This is a genomic window from Flagellimonas chongwuensis (genome assembly GCF_013376415.1).
Taxonomy (GTDB): Bacteria; Bacteroidota; Bacteroidia; order Flavobacteriales; family Flavobacteriaceae; genus Flagellimonas; species Flagellimonas chongwuensis.
Map to the genome: position 1 here is coordinate 58,468 of NZ_WYET01000013.1, position 19,145 is coordinate 77,612.

Consider the following 19,145-nt stretch of genomic DNA (forward strand, 5'->3'; position numbering starts at 1 on the left):
ATCATGAAAAAATTTATCACGCTTACGCTTGCAATGGGAATGATTACAGTTTCTTGCGCGCAATGGGGAAGAAAAATACAAGGGAACGGTGATGTAGTTACCATTGAACGTTCCGTTGGGGACTATGACGAAGTGGCCATGGCCGGTTGGTTCGATGTAGAGCTGGTATCTGGTAGCGAGGGAGAACTAACGTTAAAAGGAGAGTCCAATTTATTGGAACATATTGTTACCGAGGTAAAAAATGGCAAACTGACCATTAAGGTAGAGAAAGGCATGAACCTTAGACCATCTAACTGGAAAAGTGGCATTTATGTTACTGTGCCCATAGAGTCAATTAATGCCGTGAGCCTGTCGGGTTCAGGAGATTTGGTTGGCAAAACCACGATTAAGGCAAGACAGTTCAGTACCGCAATGTCCGGTTCTGGTGATGTTACCCTTACTGTGGATGCGGAAGAAATGGACGCCGCTCTCTCGGGCTCTGGGGATATCAATCTTTCTGGAAGGGCAACGGATTTCACGGTTTCGGTTTCCGGTTCGGGCGATATCAAGGCTTTCGATTTGGAAGCTGATTTTGTAAAAGCTACGGTCTCCGGGTCGGCCGATATTAAGGTTACCGCGAACCAATCGCTTGAAGCTAGGGTTTCAGGCTCCGGTGACATTCAATACAGAGGAAATCCCAAGAAAGTAAATTCAAAATCTTCAGGTTCTGGAGATATCACCAAGGTATAAACTCGAGTTTATCATCAATCAAAAACTGAAAAAGCCCTGAAACCCTCGGGGCTTTTTTATGCCTTTAATTCGGTGTTTTGACCTTGTTCACCCTGAGGAGAAGAAAAATGCCTATCAAGAAGAAGATTCCCAAAAAGATGGTACTGTTACGCATGCTACCCGTAAGTTGGGCCACTATGCCGTACATAAGCGTACCTATGATGATGCCTATTTTTTCGGCGACATCATAAAAACTGAAAAACGAAGTGGTATCTGTAGTCTCGGGCAAAAACTTGGAATATGTGCTTCGAGAAAGTGCCTGAATGCCTCCCATAACAATTCCTACCAAACCGGCTGCAATGTAAAAATCCATTGGGGTCTGTAAAAAATAGGCGTACACACATAGCAATCCCCAAATTACATTGATAACGATAAGTGTATGTATATTTCCATAAGCTTTGGATGCCCTTGCGGTAACAGTTGCCCCTAAAATGGCAACAATTTGTATCAAGAGAATACTTACGATCAATCCCATGGTACGCTCATCGTCCGAGCCCCAAACAATTTCCTCTTCGCCAAAATAGGTTGCAATAAGCATAATGGTCTGTACGGCCATACTGTAAGTGAAAAATGCCCCTAGATATCGCTTCAATTTTCTGTTCTCGCCAAGCTGGTGCCATACCTGTCTTAATTCCTTAAAACCATTTAAAATGACATGCTTCCGCTCCCCTTCCCTTTTGTATCCCTTGGGCAGATGTGCAAAGGTATACTGGCTAAAAAGAATCCACCAGATTCCTACTGAGATGAATGAATACTTCATGGCCTTGATTTCGGCAACTTCTCCACCACTGTCCGTTATGCCAAAGAAATCGGGCTCCATCACCATAAATAGATTAAAAACCAATAAAATGACGCTTCCTACATATCCCAAAGAAAATCCCTTGGCACTGATGCTATCCTGTTGCTCTGGAAAAGCGATGTCGGGCAAATAAGAATTGTTGATGGCAAAGCTCACCCAAAAACCTACAAGTCCGAAGAAATAACAGATCAATCCAAAATAAATATGCTCCAAAGAGAACCAATACAGGCCAATACATGAAGCCGCCCCCAAATAACAGAAGAACTTTAGAAAAATCTTTTTGTTCCCTAAATAATCGGCTACGCCAGATATCAAGGGGGTTACTATGGCAATAAACACGAAGGCCAAGGATGTCACATAACTGATCAAAGGGGCCCTTGCTATTTCGCCACCAAAAATTGTGACTTGCTCAATACCGGCAGTTCTGAACAACAGTCCATAAAAAAGTGGAAAAATGGCCGAGGAAATCACCAAGCTGTAAACCGAATTGGCCCAATCATAAAATGCCCACGCATTCAACAGTTTTTTACTTCCCTTTAATGCCAATGTCTGTACCATAACTTTATTGCAAAAAAAATGTCACTTCGAATCCCTGTGAAAAACCCTTTTTGATGTCGGTTGGATCTTTCGTCTGTTTCGAAGTGACATTTACAGTTCCTTGTTTATAGATCTATTCGAAGGAGGTTACCCCAAATTTTCGCGCCTCTTGTTTTGCGGCCGGGGCCCAAGCAGTCAAATTGTTAATTCTTGTATCGTTGGACGGGTGTGTGCTCAAAAACTCCGGTGGCGCCTGTCCTCCCGAGTTAGCTTTCATTCGCTTCCAAAGTTCTGCCGCCTCACTGGGATCGTACCCCGCAATCGCCATAATTTGAAGCCCGATTCTATCCGCTTCGGTTTCGTGGCCACGGCTAAAGGGAAGCATTACCCCTATTTGGGAACCAACTCCGTAGGCTTGATTGAACAACCCGAGTGTCTTCTCGTCTTGAATAGCTACATTCCCTGCAACAGCTCCGAGCTGCTGTAAGGTACTTGCACTCATACGCTGAGCACCGTGATCGGCCAAAGCGTGTGCCACTTCGTGGCCCATAACAACGGCAACACCGGTTTCATCTTGGGTAATAGGCAATATTCCTGTATAGAAAACAATCTTTCCACCTGGCATACACCAAGCGTTTACAGTTTCGTCCTGTACCAGATTATATTCCCATTTATAATCTTTCAGATAACCTGGATATCCATTGGCATTCAGCCATCGCTCCGCGGCGGAGGCTATACGCTGTCCTACCTTGGTTATCATTTGTGCATCGGATGTGCCCTTGACCACTTTATTGGATTCTAAAAATTGGTCGTACTGCGCAAACGCAGTAGGGAAAACTTGACTGTTCGGATAAAAGTTTAATGTGCTTTTTCCTGTAAAAGGATTGGTCTTGCAAGCGGTAACCGCCAAAAGAACCAATCCAGTTAATATTATCTTTTTCATATGGTAATACGTGTTTTGTGCAATTGAATTTACGAAATTTTATTTTCCAAAAATATGGAGTTCCGTGAAATCCTTGCCAACCTCTATGGAATTGTTACCATTTAATTTGATTGAGTCCAAATCCACTTCCTCGTTGTCGACTTCAACCGTATCTATGGTAAAGGGCAATCCATGGAACGACATTTTAAAATTATCATACGAAGTGATAAAGTTCCCATCCTTGAATTGCTGAATGATCAATTCGTTCTCCTTTCCCGTCAACTTGAAGCGTCTTAGACTATACCTACCTTTTTTATAGTCATATCCATCTTGCTGGTCTTCGTATACTTGGGATCTTTCCGTACCCGCTTTGTAATACACATCGATGTTCAATTTTTCAATTTCCTTTTCTCCGATGTATTGTTGAACAGGATATTTGGGGATCATGGCGCCTTCCTTCACAAAGAGGGGAATTCGGTGAATCTCCGCCGATACCCATCTTTCAATCCCTCCTTCCGTCAATTCATCGGTCCAGTAGTTGTACCAGTTTCCCTTTGGGAAGTACATTCTCCTTCCCTGGGAATTCGGTTCCTGCACGGGACACACCAACATTTGTTGACCAAAGATGAACTCGTCCGTACGGAAATGTGTTTGATGGTCCTCTTGGTCATAAAACACCAAGGATTGAAGCATAGGAAACCCTTCTTTAATGTAATTATAGAACATGGTATACAAGTAAGGGAGTAATTGATACCTCAAATTGATGAATTCCCTTACTATGTCGGTAATTTCATCCCCAAAAGACCACGGTTCTTGGTCGCCATGATCTCCACTGGAGTGTACCCTGCAGAATGGATGGAAAACGGCCAACTGCATCCAACGGGCAAAAAGTTCGCCATTGGGTTGTTCGGCAAATCCACCAATATCGGAACCAACAAAAGAGTATCCGCTCATGCACATACGCTGCATTTGCACGTTGGCGATCCACAAGTGTTCCCAAGTGGCCACATTATCACCGGTCCAAGTAGCACAATAACGTTGCGTACCGGAATAGGCTGCCCTTGTCAACACAAAAGGTCTGTTGGGGAACATAAATTTTTTAACGCCCTCGTAGGTGGCACGGACCATCTGCATTCCGTAGACGTTATGCGCTTTTCGGTGACTGCAGGGATGGCCATCATAGTCGTGGCGCACATCCAGATTGGCGGTTTTGGTAGGAACTTCCATCACGGCCGGTTCGTTCATATCGTTCCAAACACCACTGACCCCCATTTCGGCTATCATTTCCTTGTAGAGTCCAGCCCACCATTCCCGTACTTCGGGATTCGTAAAGTCCGGAAACTTACATTCTCCCGGCCATACTTTTCCTTTAAAATGTGGTCCATCGGCCCTACGGCAGAAAAAGCCATTGTCCATGGCTTGTTGGTATACCCAATAATCACGGTCAATTTTAATACCGGGATCTATCATAGTAATCACCTTGAAGCCATCTTCCTCCATTTCCTCGATCATCTTTTTGGGATTTGGGAAGTACTGGTTATTCCAAGTAAAACAACGGAACCCTTCCATATAATCGATATCCAGATAAATGGCATCGCAGGGAATGTTCAATTCCCTGAACTTAGAGGCGATATCCCTCACCTTTTGTTCTGGGAAATAACTCCATTTGGATTGATGGAAACCTAGCGCCCAAAGTGGTGGAAGTTCGGGAACACCGGTTAGGTCGGTGTAGGACTCCACGACCTCCTTCATTTGAGGACCGTAGAAAAAATAGTAGTTCATTTCCCCTCCATCGGCCCAAAAACTGGTTACGTTCCTTTTTTCTGCGGCAAAATCAAAATAAGTACTGAAGGAATTATCGAAAAACACACCATAGGCCTTGCTTTCCTTAAGTCCTATGTAAAATGGTATGGACTTGTACAAGGGTTCTTGGTCCTTGCCGTAGGCATAGGAATCGGTAACCCAATTATTGATACGCTTTCCTTTAAGGTTGGTATGCGATGCTTTGTCGCCCATGCCATAATAGCTTTCGCCCGAATGGCAGACCTTGCTCATTTTTACCACATTTCCACCGTAATCAAAGTTCTCTTCCCAGTGGAAGCCGAGCTCATCCTCGGCCAGGATCACATTGTCCAAATCGGTAATCTGCACCTTTAGATTGGCCTTGTTGATGTAAACCCTGATTTTTGAAGTGGTTATGACATATTCCGGTATCTCGTCCTTGACAGTCAACTCATTGTACCCAAGGTTGACATCTTCACTAATGGCATAAGAAAAGTCGGGTTCAAAAACATACTCGGTAGCATACCTGAATCGGACCACACTATCCCTTAGAATAGTAACTTGAAGAATTACACCGTTTTGGGTAGTAAAATATATTTTATCGTTTTCTTGTTTAAAGTCTACGATATGATTGGGGAACTGATTCCCTCTAGTTGCAATTTCCGTGTTGGTTATCATCTGTAATCAGTTGAGGCTCACAAAAGAAATACAAAAGCCTGAATAATTAAAAATATGTTTTGAAAAGCAATTAACTATATCGTTTTAGTTGCTTTTTTACTTGTAAACAACCACTCCCAAAGGTGGCAGGTTCAATAAAACAGACTGCTCGTATCCGTTCCATGGTGTTTTAGAGGGCTTCACTGTTTTCTTGCCCATGCCACTACCAGAGTACTTTTTATCATCACTGTTAAATACCAGTTTCATTGTGGAAGTCTTCGGCACCCCCAATCGGTAATTCTCGCGAGGGACGGGGGTAAAATTGCAAACAACGATCAAATCATCCTTGGGGTCGTTCCCCTTTCTCATAAACGATATCACCGTGTTCTCTTGATCATTGTACTCTATCCATTGAAACCCATCTGGTTTAAACTGCTTTTGATACAGTGCTGGACTGTTTTTGTACAGCTTGTTCAAATCCTTGACCACTTCTTGTATGCCGGAATGAAAATCATATTGGGTTAAATGCCATTGCAGGCTCTCTTGAAAGTTCCACTCAGCCGATTGCCCAAATTCACCTCCCATAAACAATAAATTGCCACCTGGATGAGTGAACATGTAACCGAAAAGCATCCTTAAGTTGGCAAAACGTTGCCACTCGTCCCCAGGCATCCTGTAGAGCAACGATTGTTTGCCGTACACGACTTCATCATGTGAAAATGGCAACATAAAGTTCTCGGTAAAGGCATAAGTAAGACCAAAACTGATCATGTTCAGGTCGTACGAACGATGTATCGGGTCTTTTTTAAAGAACTCAAGGGTGTCGTGCATCCATCCCATCATCCACTTCATCCCAAAACCGAGTCCACCATAATGTACCGGCTTGGTAACCCCGGTAAATGCCGTAGATTCTTCGGCAATAGTCTGTACGCCCTTAAAACTGGCATAAACCTCTTGGTTCATTTCCCTTAAAAAGGACATGGCTTCCAAGTTTTCATTGTTTCCGTACATATTGGGTTCCCACTCGCCATCTTCCCGTGAATAGTCCAAATAGAGCATGGAGGCAACTGCATCTACCCGTAACCCATCCACATGGTATTGATCCAGCCAGAAAATGGCGTTGCTGATCAAAAACGCACGAACTTCGTTTCTACCATAATTAAAAATAAGGCTCTTCCAATCGGGGTGGTACCCTCTTCTCCTATCCGGATGCTCATAGAGATGCGAACCATCAAAAAATCCAAGACCATGTGCATCTTCCGGAAAATGCGAGGGCACCCAATCCAAAATCACACCTATACCCCTTTGGTGAAGGGCATCAACCAGAACTTTAAAGTCCGAAGGTTTCCCGAACCTCGAGGTCGGGGCAAAATACCCCGTGATTTGATATCCCCATGAAGGATCGTACGGATATTCCATGACCGGCATAAACTCCACATGGGTAAAACCCATTTCCTCCACATAATCCGCCAACTGCTGCGCCATCTCAAGATAGCTGAGCGATTCCCACCCATTCTTTTTCTTCCAAGATGCCAAATGCACCTCATAAACGGAATACGGCTTATCCAGCCCGTTTTTTTCTTCACGGGTTTCCATCCATTTGCCGTCCCTCCATTGATGGTTATCGTCCCATACTACTGAAGCCGTGTTCGGTGGTTGCTCGCAAAAGCGCGCAAACGGGTCGGCTTTTTCCGTCCAAACATCATTGTTGTTGGAGTGTATCTTGTATTTGTACTTGGTACCCTTGTCCACTCCGGGAATAAACCCTTCCCAGATACCACTACTGTCCCAACGTACATTCAATTGATGTTCCCCGGCGTTCCAATAATTAAAATCACCCACAACACTGACCGATTTTGCCGAAGGCGCCCATACGGCAAAGTACGTACCTTTGACACCATCGACCTCTGTTAGGTGAGAACCTAACTTGTTGTAGAGCCGAAAATGTTTGCCGCCCTTAAAAAGATTGATGTCAAACTCTGTAAAAAAACTGTGTGGAACTACCTTGGACATATATGCGGGTTTAGTACTATACAATAATAAGCATCTTTAAGTAAGAATACGATTATGACAACAGGTTTGATATTAGAAACAACATTTTTTTAAAAATGGAACGCTTTTTGATTTCCTTACAACAAGAGTTAAATGAACACAAATTCAAAATCCAAAATCATGAATAAATTTAGTACAATTTTAGGCGCAGTAATCGTTTTTGTCTTTGCAGCTTGCGAAGGCCCCCAAGGTCCTCCGGGTTTCGATGGACTTGATGGAGCTCCGGGTGCGCCAGGCGCCGACGGTATCCAAGGACAGGTGGTCGAGGTAGAAGGTGTAAACTTCGATTATTTTGCCGAAGACAATCTTTTTTCCGCCTTGATTACTTTTTCCGATGTCACCGACTTTGAAGTTTTTGAATCTGACGCCGTTTTGGTGTATAGACATGACGGTTTAATCGACCTTAGTGATGGTTCCACCGCCGATGCATGGACACAACTGCCTCAAAATTATTTCTTACCGGAAGGTACCATGCAATACGTTTTCGCTCACACATTTGTGGACGTTGAACTCTTTATCGATGGAAATTTTGACCTATCTACCATTAGCACTGACTTTACTGACAATCAATTGTTCCGAATAGTTTTTGTGCCCAGCGAGTTTGCAGAATCTCCAGATTTTGATGCCGCCAACCTCAATAGCGTAATGTCCAAACTCCAAATAGATGAAGGAGAAGTCATGAAATTGGATTTGAACTAGTCCCAACAAAAAATAGTATCTTAAGTCTCATTGGTCAACAATGGGACTTTTTTTTGGTTTCTTTTGAAAGGAATCGAATCAATCTACGTCCAACTAGTAAAAAAAGAAACATGGGAAAAAGATTGCTATTGATTGCTCTTGTCATCTTTACCGGATGCAAGGGAACATCACAGGAAGAAAAAAAAGAAAATAGTAAAGAAGCTGCTTTCAAGGTCAACAAAACCGATGCCGAATGGCGTGCGGAACTTACCGAAATGGAATATTACATATTGAGAAAAGAGGCCACAGAAAATGCCTTTTCAAGTGATTTACTGGACATCAAGGAAAAGGGTACCTACGTTTGTGCCGGCTGCGGCACCCCAGTATTTAAAAGTGAACACAAATTTGATTCGGGAACCGGATGGCCCAGTTTTGATCGAGAAATCGAAGGAAACGTCGCTTTCGATACCGACTATAAAATCGGTGTGGCCCGTACCGAAGAGCATTGTGCCACTTGTGGCGGTCATTTAGGTCATGTTTTTAACGATGGCCCTCGTAACACAACAGGCAAAAGGCACTGCATTAATGGAGCAGCCCTCGATTTTGTTCCCGAAAAGCAATAAATTACAGTAAAAAATCAATGGAGAAAAAATATAGCGTAGATAAGACCAACGAGGAGTGGAAGCAACAACTTTCCGCAGAAGAATATTATGTGCTACGCCAAAAAGGAACCGAACGTCCGTACACTGGCAAGTTTGATCTTCATTTTGAAAATGGCGATTACCATTGTAAAGCTTGCAACGCCAAATTGTTCGAGAGCGAGCACAAGTTTGAAAGTGGTTGCGGCTGGCCATCGTTCGACCAAGCGGTCGAAGGCGCCATCGAATATATTCGCGATACCAGTCATGGCATGATCCGCACAGAAACGGTTTGCGCAAATTGTGGCAGCCATTTAGGCCATGTTTTTAACGATGGACCCAAAGAAACTACCGGGCAACGCTACTGCATCAACTCCGTGAGCATTGATTTTGACCCAAATGAATAAATGGATTTCCAAGAAAATTATTTGAGCAACGTTCGATTCGAGTTCCAGCGCTACAAAAGCATGGGAGACCAAACCTTTGCTCAAATTCTTGATACCGACATTCATTGGAAATACTCGGATTCCGATAATTCCATCGCCATCATTGTAAAGCATATGGTAGGGAATATGCTGAGCCGTTGGACCAATTTTTTAACGGAAGATGGTGAAAAAATCTGGCGGGAACGGGATTTGGAGTTCGAAAATCCCTATTCCGAAAAAGCGGAAATGCTCGTTGCATGGGAAAAAGGATGGCAATGCCTTTTTGATGCCCTGGACAGCATCAACAGCTCTAATTTTGAAAACAAGATCAAGATAAGGAATGAAGAGCATAGCATTGTTGAGGCCATCAACCGTCAACTGGCACATTACGCCAGCCATGTAGGACAAATTGTCTTCATCGGAAGAATGATCAAAGGCTCGGATTGGACGTCATTATCCATCCCAAAAGGCGAGTCTAAAGCCTTCAACAAAAAGATGTTTGGTACAGGCAAAGCCTGATTTCACAAACAAACCGACATTTGATTTTTTTCACCTTGGGAAATGGGGATTGATTTCCGTACTTTTGCACCTGCCAATCGATGGCATATTTTCAATCTAACAACTAAAATCAAAATCTAATGAGCAAGTTCGATATAATTGTTTTGGGAAGTGGTCCAGGTGGATATGTTACCGCCATAAGGGCATCACAATTAGGTTTCAAAACAGCCATTATAGAAAAAGAAAGTTTGGGAGGTGTATGTCTTAACTGGGGTTGTATCCCGACCAAGGCCCTTCTTAAATCTGCTCAGGTTTTCGAATATTTAAAGCATGCCGAAGACTACGGTTTGAGCGCCAAGGATGTCGAGCACGATTTTGGTGCCGTTGTTAAAAGAAGCCGTGGTGTTGCCGAGGGAATGAGCAAAGGTGTCCAGTTTTTGATGAAAAAGAACAAAATCGAGGTCATCAATGGATTTGGAAAGGTAAAACCCGGCAAAAAAGTTGAAGTAAAAGCGGAAAGCGGAGAAACTACCGAATATTCCGCAGACCATATCATCATTGCAACAGGAGCGCGTAGCCGCGAGTTGCCTAGCCTTCCACAAGATGGAAAAAAGGTGATCGGTTACCGCGAGGCCATGTCCTTGGAAAAACAACCAAAGAAAATGATCGTGGTAGGTAGTGGAGCCATTGGAATGGAGTTCGCCTATTTCTACCACTCCATGGGTACCGAAGTGACCGTTGTGGAGTACATGCCGAACATTGTTCCCGTTGAGGACGAAGATATCTCCAAGCAGTTGGAGCGCAGCTTCAAAAAAGCTGGGGTAAAAATCAAAACTTCTGCCGAGGTCACTAAAGTTGATACTTCCGGAGATGGTGTAAAAGCCACTGTAAAAACACAAAAAGGAGAAGAGGTTTTGGAAGCCGATATTGTGCTATCCGCTGTGGGAATCAAAACGAACATCGAAAACATCGGATTGGAAGATGTTGGAATTGCCACGGACAGAGATAAAATTTTGGTAAACGATTATTATCAGACCAACATACCCGGCTACTTTGCCATAGGAGATGTTACTCCCGGGCAAGCCTTGGCACACGTTGCCTCTGCTGAAGGAATTCTTTGTGTGGAAAAATTGGCTGGAATGCACGTTGAAGCCCTAGATTACGGTAATATTCCAGGGTGTACCTACTGTATTCCTGAAGTAGCTTCTGTGGGATTGACCGAAAAAGCGGCCAAAGAAAAAGGATATGACCTTAAGATTGGTAAATTCCCATTCTCCGCAAGTGGTAAAGCCAAAGCTGCTGGAACCCCAGATGGTTTTGTAAAGGTAATTTTTGATGCCAAATATGGTGAGTGGCTAGGTTGCCACATGATTGGTGTCGGTGTTACAGACATGATTGCCGAGGCAGTGGTTGCCAGAAAATTGGAAACCACAGGTCATGAAGTGCTTAAAGCTGTGCATCCCCACCCGACCATGAGCGAAGCGGTTATGGAAGCTGTTGCTGATGCCTATGATGAAGTAATCCACCTATAAGGTATGCTTAAAATTTTTAGGGCCACTGCTATTTTAGAAGGTATTTCCTATCTACTCCTTTTCGGAATGACCATGCCGTTGAAGCATTGGGCAGATATTCCTGAACCAAACCAAGTTGTTGGTATGGCTCATGGCATATTGTTTATTCTATACGTAGTGGTGGCCATAGTTTTTTGTTGGGAACGCAAATGGAAGCTCAAAAGGTTTATCATCCTTTTTGTAGCATCCCTTCTCCCCTTTGGTACTTTTTATGCCGACAAAAAATACTTGAAAGATTTAGCCTAGGAAACTCTGAATGGCCAAATCGTAGCTTTGGAGTCCAAATCCAAGGATAACCCCTTTGGCCCCTGGCGAAATAAAAGATACATGACGGTATTCTTCGCGCTGGTGCGTGTTGGAAATATGTACCTCGATTACCGGGGTTTCCACTGCCTTTACGGCATCTCCGATTCCAACCGAAGTGTGCGTATAAGCCGCTGCATTTAGAATAATGCCATCATAATCAAACCCTACTTCTTGAATCTTTCCTATGAGTTCACCCTCAATGTTGGATTGATAATATTCCAGTTCCACATCGGGAAACTTTTGTTGCAGCGTTTTAAAATAGTCTTCAAAAGTGGTGCTCCCATACACTTCGGGCTCACGTTTTCCCAAAAGGTTCAAGTTGGGTCCGTTGATGATGATTAGTTTCATACCATCAAAAATACAATAAAAAGAAAAGGGCGGGAATACCCGCCCTTCATATAATATGGTGCATTGTTCTAATTGATGGCAAACTGGAGGCCAAAACCAAAGGCTGCAACCTCATTATCTCCAACATCGCTCAACACGACAGATGGACGCCAATCAAAATTGAGTACAAAAGGCACTCCATCAATCTTAAAATCAAGCCCCAAATGCGGACGCAAGGCAAAAATGTTGTCAAAATCCTTTATAAAAATAATGCTTGGTCCAACTCCAGCATACCAGCGCAGACCTGGGGCCCTATAAAATCCCTTATGATAGGAATATAAGAACGTGGCCATGGTTGCATTGTCCTCAAAACCTAAATCTGCTTGACCCACATGGTTATCCGAGAAAAAATATTTTCCCGTAGCTCCAAAAAAGGTAGCCTCGTCATAAAGATCTATGCCCAAACCAAGAGCGCCCTTATAACTGATCTGTGCCTTTGCTGCAAAATGGCTCAACATAACAAATGCGATAACTAAAAGTAATTTTTTCATTTTAAGTGTAATTAGTGGTTAATATTCATGGTTTAAACTGTAAGATTTGGGGTTATTTACAGTTGCTTTTTTTAAAATAAAAATAGAAGTCCCAAGGCAGCGACGGAAAAACTACCGCCATTGCTAATATTGATGTACGAAACATTAAGTTCTGTATTACCGGATATATTGTATCCAATCATTGGACGAACATAAAATCCTCCGTCATTTCCTTCATTAACACCGACCGCGTAACCTACATCGGCACCCAACTTAAAATCATAGGTAGGGTAAAGTCGAAAAGCTCCAGCGACGGGGATGAACTGTATATCCGGGAAATCCACATCTTGGCCAACTGGTCCAATATCAATGGTCGATGTATCACCAAACGCGTTGATAAACCCTGTTGCAATACCTGCATCGATAAGCTCGGATACCCCCCAGTGATAACCAAGGTCGACCCCAAGGCTAAAACTTGAATAATCGGAAGCATCGCCAACGGGAAGTCCCGCGTGCACTCCGGCTTTAAAACTTGTTCGGTCCACCTGCTGCGCCATGGACGAAAAACTTACGGTAACCATTGCTATGATCACCAATACAAATGTCTTTTTCTTCATTGTTAAAATTTTACTAAGAGAAAAACGCAACGATGATAAAAAAAGTGCCTGATTGAAATAATTTTCTTACAAACTAAGTTCACTTGGCTCTAATCTTACTAATTCTTATTGAAAAGTATTGAAATCAATTGTTTTTGAACCACGCCAATTGACCAAACGGTATTTTGAATTGACAGATGGCTATTTTTAAGCAACCGTGATGTGATTATGTCATTATATTTGAATGTATGAATTGGCAGCAAGCAATAAAAGATTACCAAAACTATTTGAAGATAGAACGGGGACTTTCCCAAAACTCCATCTCCAATTATACCATGGACCTTAAAAAGCTTGCCGGTTATCTCGATGAACAAGGCGTAGATGATAAACCTATCACGATAGACAAAGAAATTGTACAACAGTTTATCTATGAGATTGCCAAAGTGATAAACCCCAGAACTCAAGCACGTATCATTTCTGGCCTCAAAGGATTCTTCAATTATCTGGTTTTCGAAGATTACCGCGAAGACAACCCCATGGACCTTATTGAAACTCCAAAAATCGGTAGAAAGTTGCCCGATACCCTTTCGGAAGATGAAATTAATCAATTGATAGCCGCCATTGACCTATCCAAATCTGAAGGGGAGCGGAACAGGGCCATCCTGGAAACCTTGTACGGTTGTGGTCTCCGTGTTTCGGAACTTATCAACTTAAAACTATCCGATCTTTATTTTGATGAAGATTTCATTAAAGTAACGGGCAAAGGAAACAAACAGCGTTTTGTTCCTATCAGTGAAATCAACCAGAAATACATCAATATTTACCGGAAGGAAGTTAGGGTACATTTGCCCATTCAAAAAGAACATGAAGATTTTGTTTTTCTAAATCGTCGGGGCAAACAACTGACCCGTGCCATGATTTTCACCATAGTGAAAAAGCTAGCTGAAGAAATCGGACTAAAAAAGAGTATCAGTCCACACACTTTTAGGCATTCCTTTGCAACACATCTGTTGGAAAATGGAGCAGACCTTAGGGCTATACAGCAAATGTTAGGTCATGAGAGCATAACAACCACCGAGGTGTATATGCATGTAAACCGGTCGCATCTGGCGAACATATTGAAAGAGTTCCACCCTAGAAAATCGGAAAACTAATCGCGCATCAAATTATGACGTTCTACTTTGTTTTGCTTTTTAAAAGGTCGGATAATCAAACGGGCCTCGCGGTCAAAACGGATATAGTTATACACCCAATTGATGAATACCACTAGCCTATTCCTAAATCCTATAAGAAAGTACAAGTGGACAAACATCCAAACAAACCACGCGAACACGCCTTGAAATCTAAAGTTGGGCATATCTACTACAGCTTTATTTCGCCCCACCGTGGCCATACTTCCCTTATCCTTGTAAACAAAGGGCCTCATGGGTTTGTTCTCAATCATACGGACCAGGTTTTCCCCAAGACTTTTTCCTTGCTGCATGGCTGGTTGGGCCATCATGGGATGGCCTTCGGGAAATTTTTCTGTCTCCATCTGGGCTACATCACCGATTGCAAAAACAGCTTCTAAACCTATGACTTGATGAAACTCGTTAACCCGCAACCTGTTGCCCCTCGCGAGCAACTGTTCGGCATCCAAGCCTTTAAGGCCAACGGCCCTTACACCAGCTGCCCATACCAAGGTCTCTGCTTCAAAAATGGTTTTGGTGTTTGTAGTTACCCGTTTGCCATCATAATCGGTAACGCGAATGTTCTTCCAAACATTCACACCCAATTCTTCTAAAAATTTTTCCGCTTTTTCCGATGCCTTTTGACTCATCGCAGGTAAGAGCCTATCTCCGCTCTGCACCAAATTTATCTGTGCCCTACGCGTATCCAAATCTGGATAATCTTTGGGAAGGATTCCCTTTTTTATTTCGGCCAATGCACCAGCAAGCTCCACTCCCGTTGGTCCCCCGCCCACGATTACAAAATTCATCAGGGCATCCCGCTCATGGAGGTCGTCCGTTAAAAGAGCTTGTTCAAAATTCTCGAGGATCAAACTACGTAAGTTCAAAGATTGTGGGATGGTTTTCATGGCCATTCCCTTGGTTTCGATTCCTTTGTTTCCAAAGAAATTGGTCTCAGAACCCGTGGCTACCACCAAATAATCATAAAAAATCTCGCCAATATTGGTCCTGATTCTTTTCGTTTCCGTTTTCACTTCTTGTACCTGTGCCAATCGAAAAAAGAAATTTGGATACCCTTGTAGTACCTTTCTTATGGGGTAGGCAATGGAATCTGGTTCCAAGCCGCCAGTGGATACTTGATACAGCAATGGTTGAAAGTTATGGTAGTTGTGTTTGTCCAATAGAACCACTTGGACTTCCTTTTTGCTTAATTTTTTGGCTAGTGCTATACCTCCAAAACCGCCGCCTACTATCACGACTCTTGGATTGCTGGATTGAGGAATGTTCATGCTCGACATACCGGCAAATTTAATCAATCCAAAGCAGTGTAATGGACGTTAAGTACAGTTTTTTCCTATCTTTAGAGCCTAACTCAAAATAATCAACCCATGAGAAAATTTCTCCCAATAGGCGCAATCCTGCTATTGTGCTCCATGGGCCTGCAAGCCCAAAAAAAGAAGAACGATGTTATCAAGGATTTGGATTCCAAATCTGAAAAATACAGTGAAATAGCTCACAAAATCTGGGGTCTTGCTGAAATGGGTTATCTAGAGGAGCAAAGCTCCGCACTTTTACAAGAAACCCTTTCCAGCGCCGGTTTTAGTATCGACAAAGGCATAGCCGGTATACCAACGGCTTTTAAGGCTGAATATGGTTCGGGTTACCCGGTAATCGCCATTTTGGGTGAGTACGATGCGCTGCCCGGACTTTCACAAGAAGCCGTTCCCGAGAAAAAATCTGCTGGTGGTGCAGCTGGACACGCTTGTGGACATCACCTTTTTGGTACAGCATCCACGGCCGCTGCTATTTCTGTAAAGGAATGGATGGAAAAAAACAACATCAAAGGAACCATTCGATTTTATGGATGCCCTGCTGAAGAAGGTGGTTCAGGAAAAGTTTATATGGTCCGGGAGGGAGTTTTTAACGATGTAGATGTTGCGCTGCACTGGCACCCAGGTTCAGGAAATGCTGCAAGCGCCGGTGCTGCCTTGGCCAACAAATCAGCTAAATTCAGGTTTCATGGGGTTTCCGCACATGCTGCAGGAGCACCGGAAAAAGGACGTTCCGCCCTTGATGGCGTGGAGGCCATGAACGCCATGGTGAACATGATGAGAGAGCACGTCCCAGAGGATGCAAGGATACATTATGTTATCACAAATGGTGGAAAAGCGCCTAACGTAGTCCCCGATTTTGCAGAGGTGTACTATTATGCAAGACATAACACCAGGGAGGTCGTTGTGGATATCTTTGACCGTATGGTAAAAGCCGCTGAAGGCGCCGCATTGGGAACCGGGACCACCATGGAGTATGAGATGATCGGTGGAACTCACGAACTTTTGCCCAACCTTACGGTTCAAAAGATCATGTACGACAATTTGGTAAAAGTTGGAGGGGTAACTTATAATGATGAAGAAAAGGCGTTTGCCGAAAAAATATCCGAAACGTTGGGCAAGGGCGCTCCTGACATTTCTACCGCACAAATTGTTCAGCCCTACAAAGAGACTGCTCAAGCCTACGGTTCTACCGATGTCGGTGATGTGAGTTATACCGTGCCCACAGCAGGTCTGGGAACTGCAACTTGGGTTCCCGGAACTCCCGCACATAGCTGGCAAGCAGTTGCCGCCGGCGGTATGAGCATTGGTTCCAAAGGAATGATGGTCGCTGCAAAAACATTGGCACTTACGGCCATGGATATTTTTGAAAGTCCAAAAACCATTGAGGCTGCAAAAAAAGAATTGGAAGAAAGACGTGGCAAGGACTTTAAATATGTTCCCATGTTGGGCAACAGACCACCTGCATTGGATTACCGTAAATAAATTTTTACCCAATCATTGTAACAAAAGTTGTTTTATCGATACCAATAGATAAAGCAAACTTTACCAACCGTTTAGTGAACAAAGAACTGGAACATCAATTTGTGACGGAACTTGAGGACAATCAGAACATTGTCCATAAGGTGTGTAGTCTATATACCAACGACAAGGATTCGCATAACGACCTGTTCCAAGAAATCACTATACAGTTGTGGAAAGCATACCCAAAGTTTCGGGGAGATGCCAAGTTTAGCACATGGATGTACCGCGTTGCATTGAATACAGCCATAACATTGTACAGGAAATCCAAGAAAAGGGTGAAGACCCAGGATTTTGATTCGGTACTTTATAAAATAAAAGCCACCGATTATGATGATACCGAGGAACGACAATTAAAGTTGATGTACGATGCGGTAAAACAACTTGGCGATATTGATAAGGCCTTGGTCTTTCTTTATCTGGAAGACAAGGATTATTCTGAAATAGCCGAAACTTTGGGAATTTCCGAAGTAAATGCAAGAGTGAAGATGAGTAGGGTGAAAAACAAATTAAGAACAATATTAAATCCGTGATTATGCTGGATGAACTGGAGCTCTTGAAGAAGGATTGGCAGAAGCGGGAAGCAAACCTCCCCAAGTTGTCCTATGAGCAAATATACCCGATGACCAAGAAGAAGTCATCGTCCATAGTAAAATGGATTTTTTATATCAGTATCATAGAATTTGTTTTCTGGGCAGGTATCAATATTATTTTTAATGGCCCCGATACCATGCAGGAGCTTAAGGATATGCATATTTACAAGGTAGTTATGGCCCTTAATGTCATCAACTACGCCATCATCCTTTACTTTATCTATAAGTTCTATACCAATTATAGAAAAATCTCCTTTACCGATTCCTCCAAAAATTTGATGCGAACCATTCTAAAGGTAAAACGAACAGTGACCCAATATGTATGGTTCAATCTAATTATCTTCACCATTAGTGCAATTATTTACGCATACGGTGTACTATTGTATACGCCGGAAGGCCAAGAATTGGTGAACGCCGCTGCCCAAGACGGTGATAGTACTGAGTTTTGGGCATTGATAATCATCGTTTCGATTGCGATTACCACGGCCGTATTGGCTGTTATTTGGTTGTTCTATAAATTGCTTTACGGTATTCTGCTAAAAAAATTAAGAAAGAATTACAACGAACTCAAACGATTAGAGGTCTAACCATCTATTTTGCCCTTGTAACTATAACGCCTTTTCTGGTTTTCCTCTTCATAGGCAAGAAGTTCCTTTTCCGAAATCACCTTAAGGAATGATGGATGTTGCTCAATGGCATATTCCAGCTTTTCCAAAATTGCATCAATGGATTCGTTATCGTAATCAATATCCAAGGGCTCTTTTATTTGCATGGATTGCAAAATCCCTTTCTTTTTTACCCGTAACCCTTTTTTATCAAAAGAACGTCGGAAACCATCAATAACAACAGGGACTACAACAGGTTTGTATTTTTTGATGATATGCGCAGTACCTTTTCGCAATGGCTTCCATGGAGTCGTAGTTCCCTGCGGAAAAGTAATTACCCAGCCATCGTCCAATGCCTTTCCAATATTGGAAATATCGCTGAACTTCACCTGTCTGTTCACATTCTGGCCATCTGCCCTCCAGGTCCTTTCAATACTTATGGAACCAGCATAGGCCAAAACCTTGGTCAGCAGACTCTTTCCCATGGTCTCTTTGGCGGCCACATAGTAAATGTTCAGTTTCGGGTTCCACAAATAACCTAAGTTTTTTATATTATCGTCCCTCCCTTTTAGACTGGCATTGAAGACATGGAACATGGCCACCACATCGGCAAAATAGGTTTGATGGTTGCTTACAAAGAGGACATTGCTTTCGGGAAGGTCACGGATTATCTGTGAACCTTCAATCTCTAAAGTATTAAATCCTTTGTAGCGTTGGTGCGTCATCATGCCCGCAATACGAATCAGCCATCGTTTTAAGAACAAAATATGACCAAAGGGATTTTTTTTGAACAGACCCATGTAATGTGTTGATTGTTGACGGCAAATTTACAAAATAGCA

Annotated in this window: 20 protein-coding genes; 11 read left to right on the top strand and 9 right to left on the bottom strand. The window is 42.9% G+C overall.

Annotated features, from left to right (window positions below; all coding sequences use genetic code 11):
- The first annotated feature begins 3 nt into the window (after positions 1-3).
- Positions 4-729 (top strand): head GIN domain-containing protein, encoded by a 726-nt coding sequence (locus GUA46_RS16460; protein WP_176621390.1) that lies wholly within the window; start codon positions 4-6, stop codon positions 727-729.
- A gap of 64 nt (positions 730-793) precedes the next feature.
- On the opposite strand, the gene GUA46_RS16465 is transcribed toward GUA46_RS16460, so the two are convergent.
- From GUA46_RS16465 to glgB, 4 genes are all read right to left on the bottom strand, one after another.
- Complete coding sequence (locus GUA46_RS16465; protein ID WP_176621391.1) at positions 794-2,125, bottom strand: MFS transporter; 1,332 nt, start codon at positions 2,123-2,125, stop codon at positions 794-796.
- Positions 2,126-2,237: 112 nt separating this feature from the next.
- Positions 2,238-3,047: a M48 family metallopeptidase gene (locus GUA46_RS16470; protein ID WP_176621392.1), complete on the bottom strand. Its 810-nt coding sequence runs from the start codon at positions 3,045-3,047 to the stop codon at positions 2,238-2,240.
- A 39-nt stretch (positions 3,048-3,086) separates the two neighbouring features.
- Positions 3,087-5,486, bottom strand: coding sequence for a glycoside hydrolase family 31 protein (locus GUA46_RS16475; RefSeq protein WP_176621393.1), 2,400 nt, complete (start codon positions 5,484-5,486; stop codon positions 3,087-3,089).
- 96 nt (positions 5,487-5,582) lie between these two features.
- Positions 5,583-7,478, bottom strand: a complete 1,896-nt coding sequence (gene glgB / locus GUA46_RS16480) for a 1,4-alpha-glucan branching protein GlgB (RefSeq protein WP_176621394.1) — start codon at positions 7,476-7,478, stop codon at positions 5,583-5,585.
- 159 nt (positions 7,479-7,637) lie between these two features.
- Here glgB and GUA46_RS16485 point away from each other — a divergent pair, with 159 nt between their 5' ends.
- From GUA46_RS16485 to GUA46_RS16510, 6 genes are all read left to right on the top strand, one after another.
- Positions 7,638-8,216 carry a collagen-like triple helix repeat-containing protein gene (locus GUA46_RS16485; protein WP_108245111.1) on the top strand — a complete coding sequence of 193 codons (579 nt, stop codon included), beginning with the start codon at positions 7,638-7,640 and terminating at the stop codon, positions 8,214-8,216.
- Positions 8,217-8,326: 110 nt separating this feature from the next.
- Complete coding sequence (gene msrB, locus GUA46_RS16490) at positions 8,327-8,818, top strand: peptide-methionine (R)-S-oxide reductase MsrB (protein ID WP_176621395.1); 492 nt, start codon at positions 8,327-8,329, stop codon at positions 8,816-8,818.
- Positions 8,819-8,835: 17 nt separating this feature from the next.
- Entirely contained in the window at positions 8,836-9,240 is a 405-nt protein-coding gene (gene msrB / locus GUA46_RS16495; RefSeq protein ID WP_176621396.1) for a peptide-methionine (R)-S-oxide reductase MsrB, read from the top strand.
- Positions 9,241-9,777, top strand: coding sequence for a DUF1572 family protein (locus GUA46_RS16500; protein ID WP_176621397.1), 537 nt, complete (start codon positions 9,241-9,243; stop codon positions 9,775-9,777).
- Positions 9,778-9,896: 119 nt separating this feature from the next.
- Positions 9,897-11,288 (top strand): dihydrolipoyl dehydrogenase, encoded by a 1,392-nt coding sequence (gene lpdA, locus GUA46_RS16505; protein ID WP_176621398.1) that lies wholly within the window; start codon positions 9,897-9,899, stop codon positions 11,286-11,288.
- Between the two features lie 3 nt (positions 11,289-11,291).
- Positions 11,292-11,573 carry a DUF3817 domain-containing protein gene (locus tag GUA46_RS16510; protein ID WP_176621399.1) on the top strand — a complete coding sequence of 94 codons (282 nt, stop codon included), beginning with the start codon at positions 11,292-11,294 and terminating at the stop codon, positions 11,571-11,573.
- On the opposite strand, the gene aroQ is transcribed toward GUA46_RS16510, so the two are convergent.
- The 3 genes from aroQ to GUA46_RS16525 form a co-directional block, all read right to left on the bottom strand.
- Positions 11,565-11,981, bottom strand: a complete 417-nt coding sequence (gene aroQ / locus GUA46_RS16515; RefSeq protein ID WP_176621400.1) for a type II 3-dehydroquinate dehydratase — start codon at positions 11,979-11,981, stop codon at positions 11,565-11,567. The genes GUA46_RS16510 and aroQ overlap by 9 nt on opposite strands.
- 68 nt (positions 11,982-12,049) lie before the next feature.
- Positions 12,050-12,511: a hypothetical protein gene (locus tag GUA46_RS16520; protein ID WP_176621401.1), complete on the bottom strand. Its 462-nt coding sequence runs from the start codon at positions 12,509-12,511 to the stop codon at positions 12,050-12,052.
- A gap of 71 nt (positions 12,512-12,582) precedes the next feature.
- Positions 12,583-13,107, bottom strand: a complete 525-nt coding sequence (locus GUA46_RS16525; RefSeq protein ID WP_176621402.1) for a hypothetical protein — start codon at positions 13,105-13,107, stop codon at positions 12,583-12,585.
- 227 nt (positions 13,108-13,334) lie between these two features.
- Between GUA46_RS16525 and xerD the strand changes: the two genes are divergently transcribed.
- Positions 13,335-14,240 (top strand): site-specific tyrosine recombinase XerD, encoded by a 906-nt coding sequence (gene xerD, locus GUA46_RS16530; RefSeq protein ID WP_176621403.1) that lies wholly within the window; start codon positions 13,335-13,337, stop codon positions 14,238-14,240.
- Here the strand turns inward: xerD and GUA46_RS16535 are convergent.
- A complete protein-coding gene (locus tag GUA46_RS16535) occupies positions 14,237-15,544 on the bottom strand; it encodes an NAD(P)/FAD-dependent oxidoreductase (RefSeq protein ID WP_176621447.1) in 1,308 nt (435 codons plus the stop codon). The two genes, xerD and GUA46_RS16535, sit on opposite strands and share 4 nt — an antisense overlap.
- A gap of 99 nt (positions 15,545-15,643) precedes the next feature.
- Here GUA46_RS16535 and GUA46_RS16540 point away from each other — a divergent pair, with 99 nt between their 5' ends.
- The 3 genes from GUA46_RS16540 to GUA46_RS16550 all read left to right on the top strand — a co-directional run bounded on the left by GUA46_RS16540 (position 15,644) and on the right by GUA46_RS16550 (position 18,287).
- On the top strand, positions 15,644-17,071 hold the full coding sequence (locus GUA46_RS16540) for an amidohydrolase (protein ID WP_176621404.1): 1,428 nt from the start codon (positions 15,644-15,646) through the stop codon (positions 17,069-17,071).
- 74 nt (positions 17,072-17,145) lie between these two features.
- Complete coding sequence (locus tag GUA46_RS16545) at positions 17,146-17,640, top strand: RNA polymerase sigma factor (RefSeq protein WP_108244994.1); 495 nt, start codon at positions 17,146-17,148, stop codon at positions 17,638-17,640.
- Between the two features lie 2 nt (positions 17,641-17,642).
- Positions 17,643-18,287: a hypothetical protein gene (locus tag GUA46_RS16550; RefSeq protein ID WP_176621405.1), complete on the top strand. Its 645-nt coding sequence runs from the start codon at positions 17,643-17,645 to the stop codon at positions 18,285-18,287.
- Here the strand turns inward: GUA46_RS16550 and GUA46_RS16555 are convergent.
- Positions 18,284-19,105 carry a lysophospholipid acyltransferase family protein gene (locus GUA46_RS16555; RefSeq protein ID WP_176621406.1) on the bottom strand — a complete coding sequence of 274 codons (822 nt, stop codon included), beginning with the start codon at positions 19,103-19,105 and terminating at the stop codon, positions 18,284-18,286. The two genes, GUA46_RS16550 and GUA46_RS16555, sit on opposite strands and share 4 nt — an antisense overlap.
- Between the last annotated feature and the right edge of the window lie 40 nt (positions 19,106-19,145).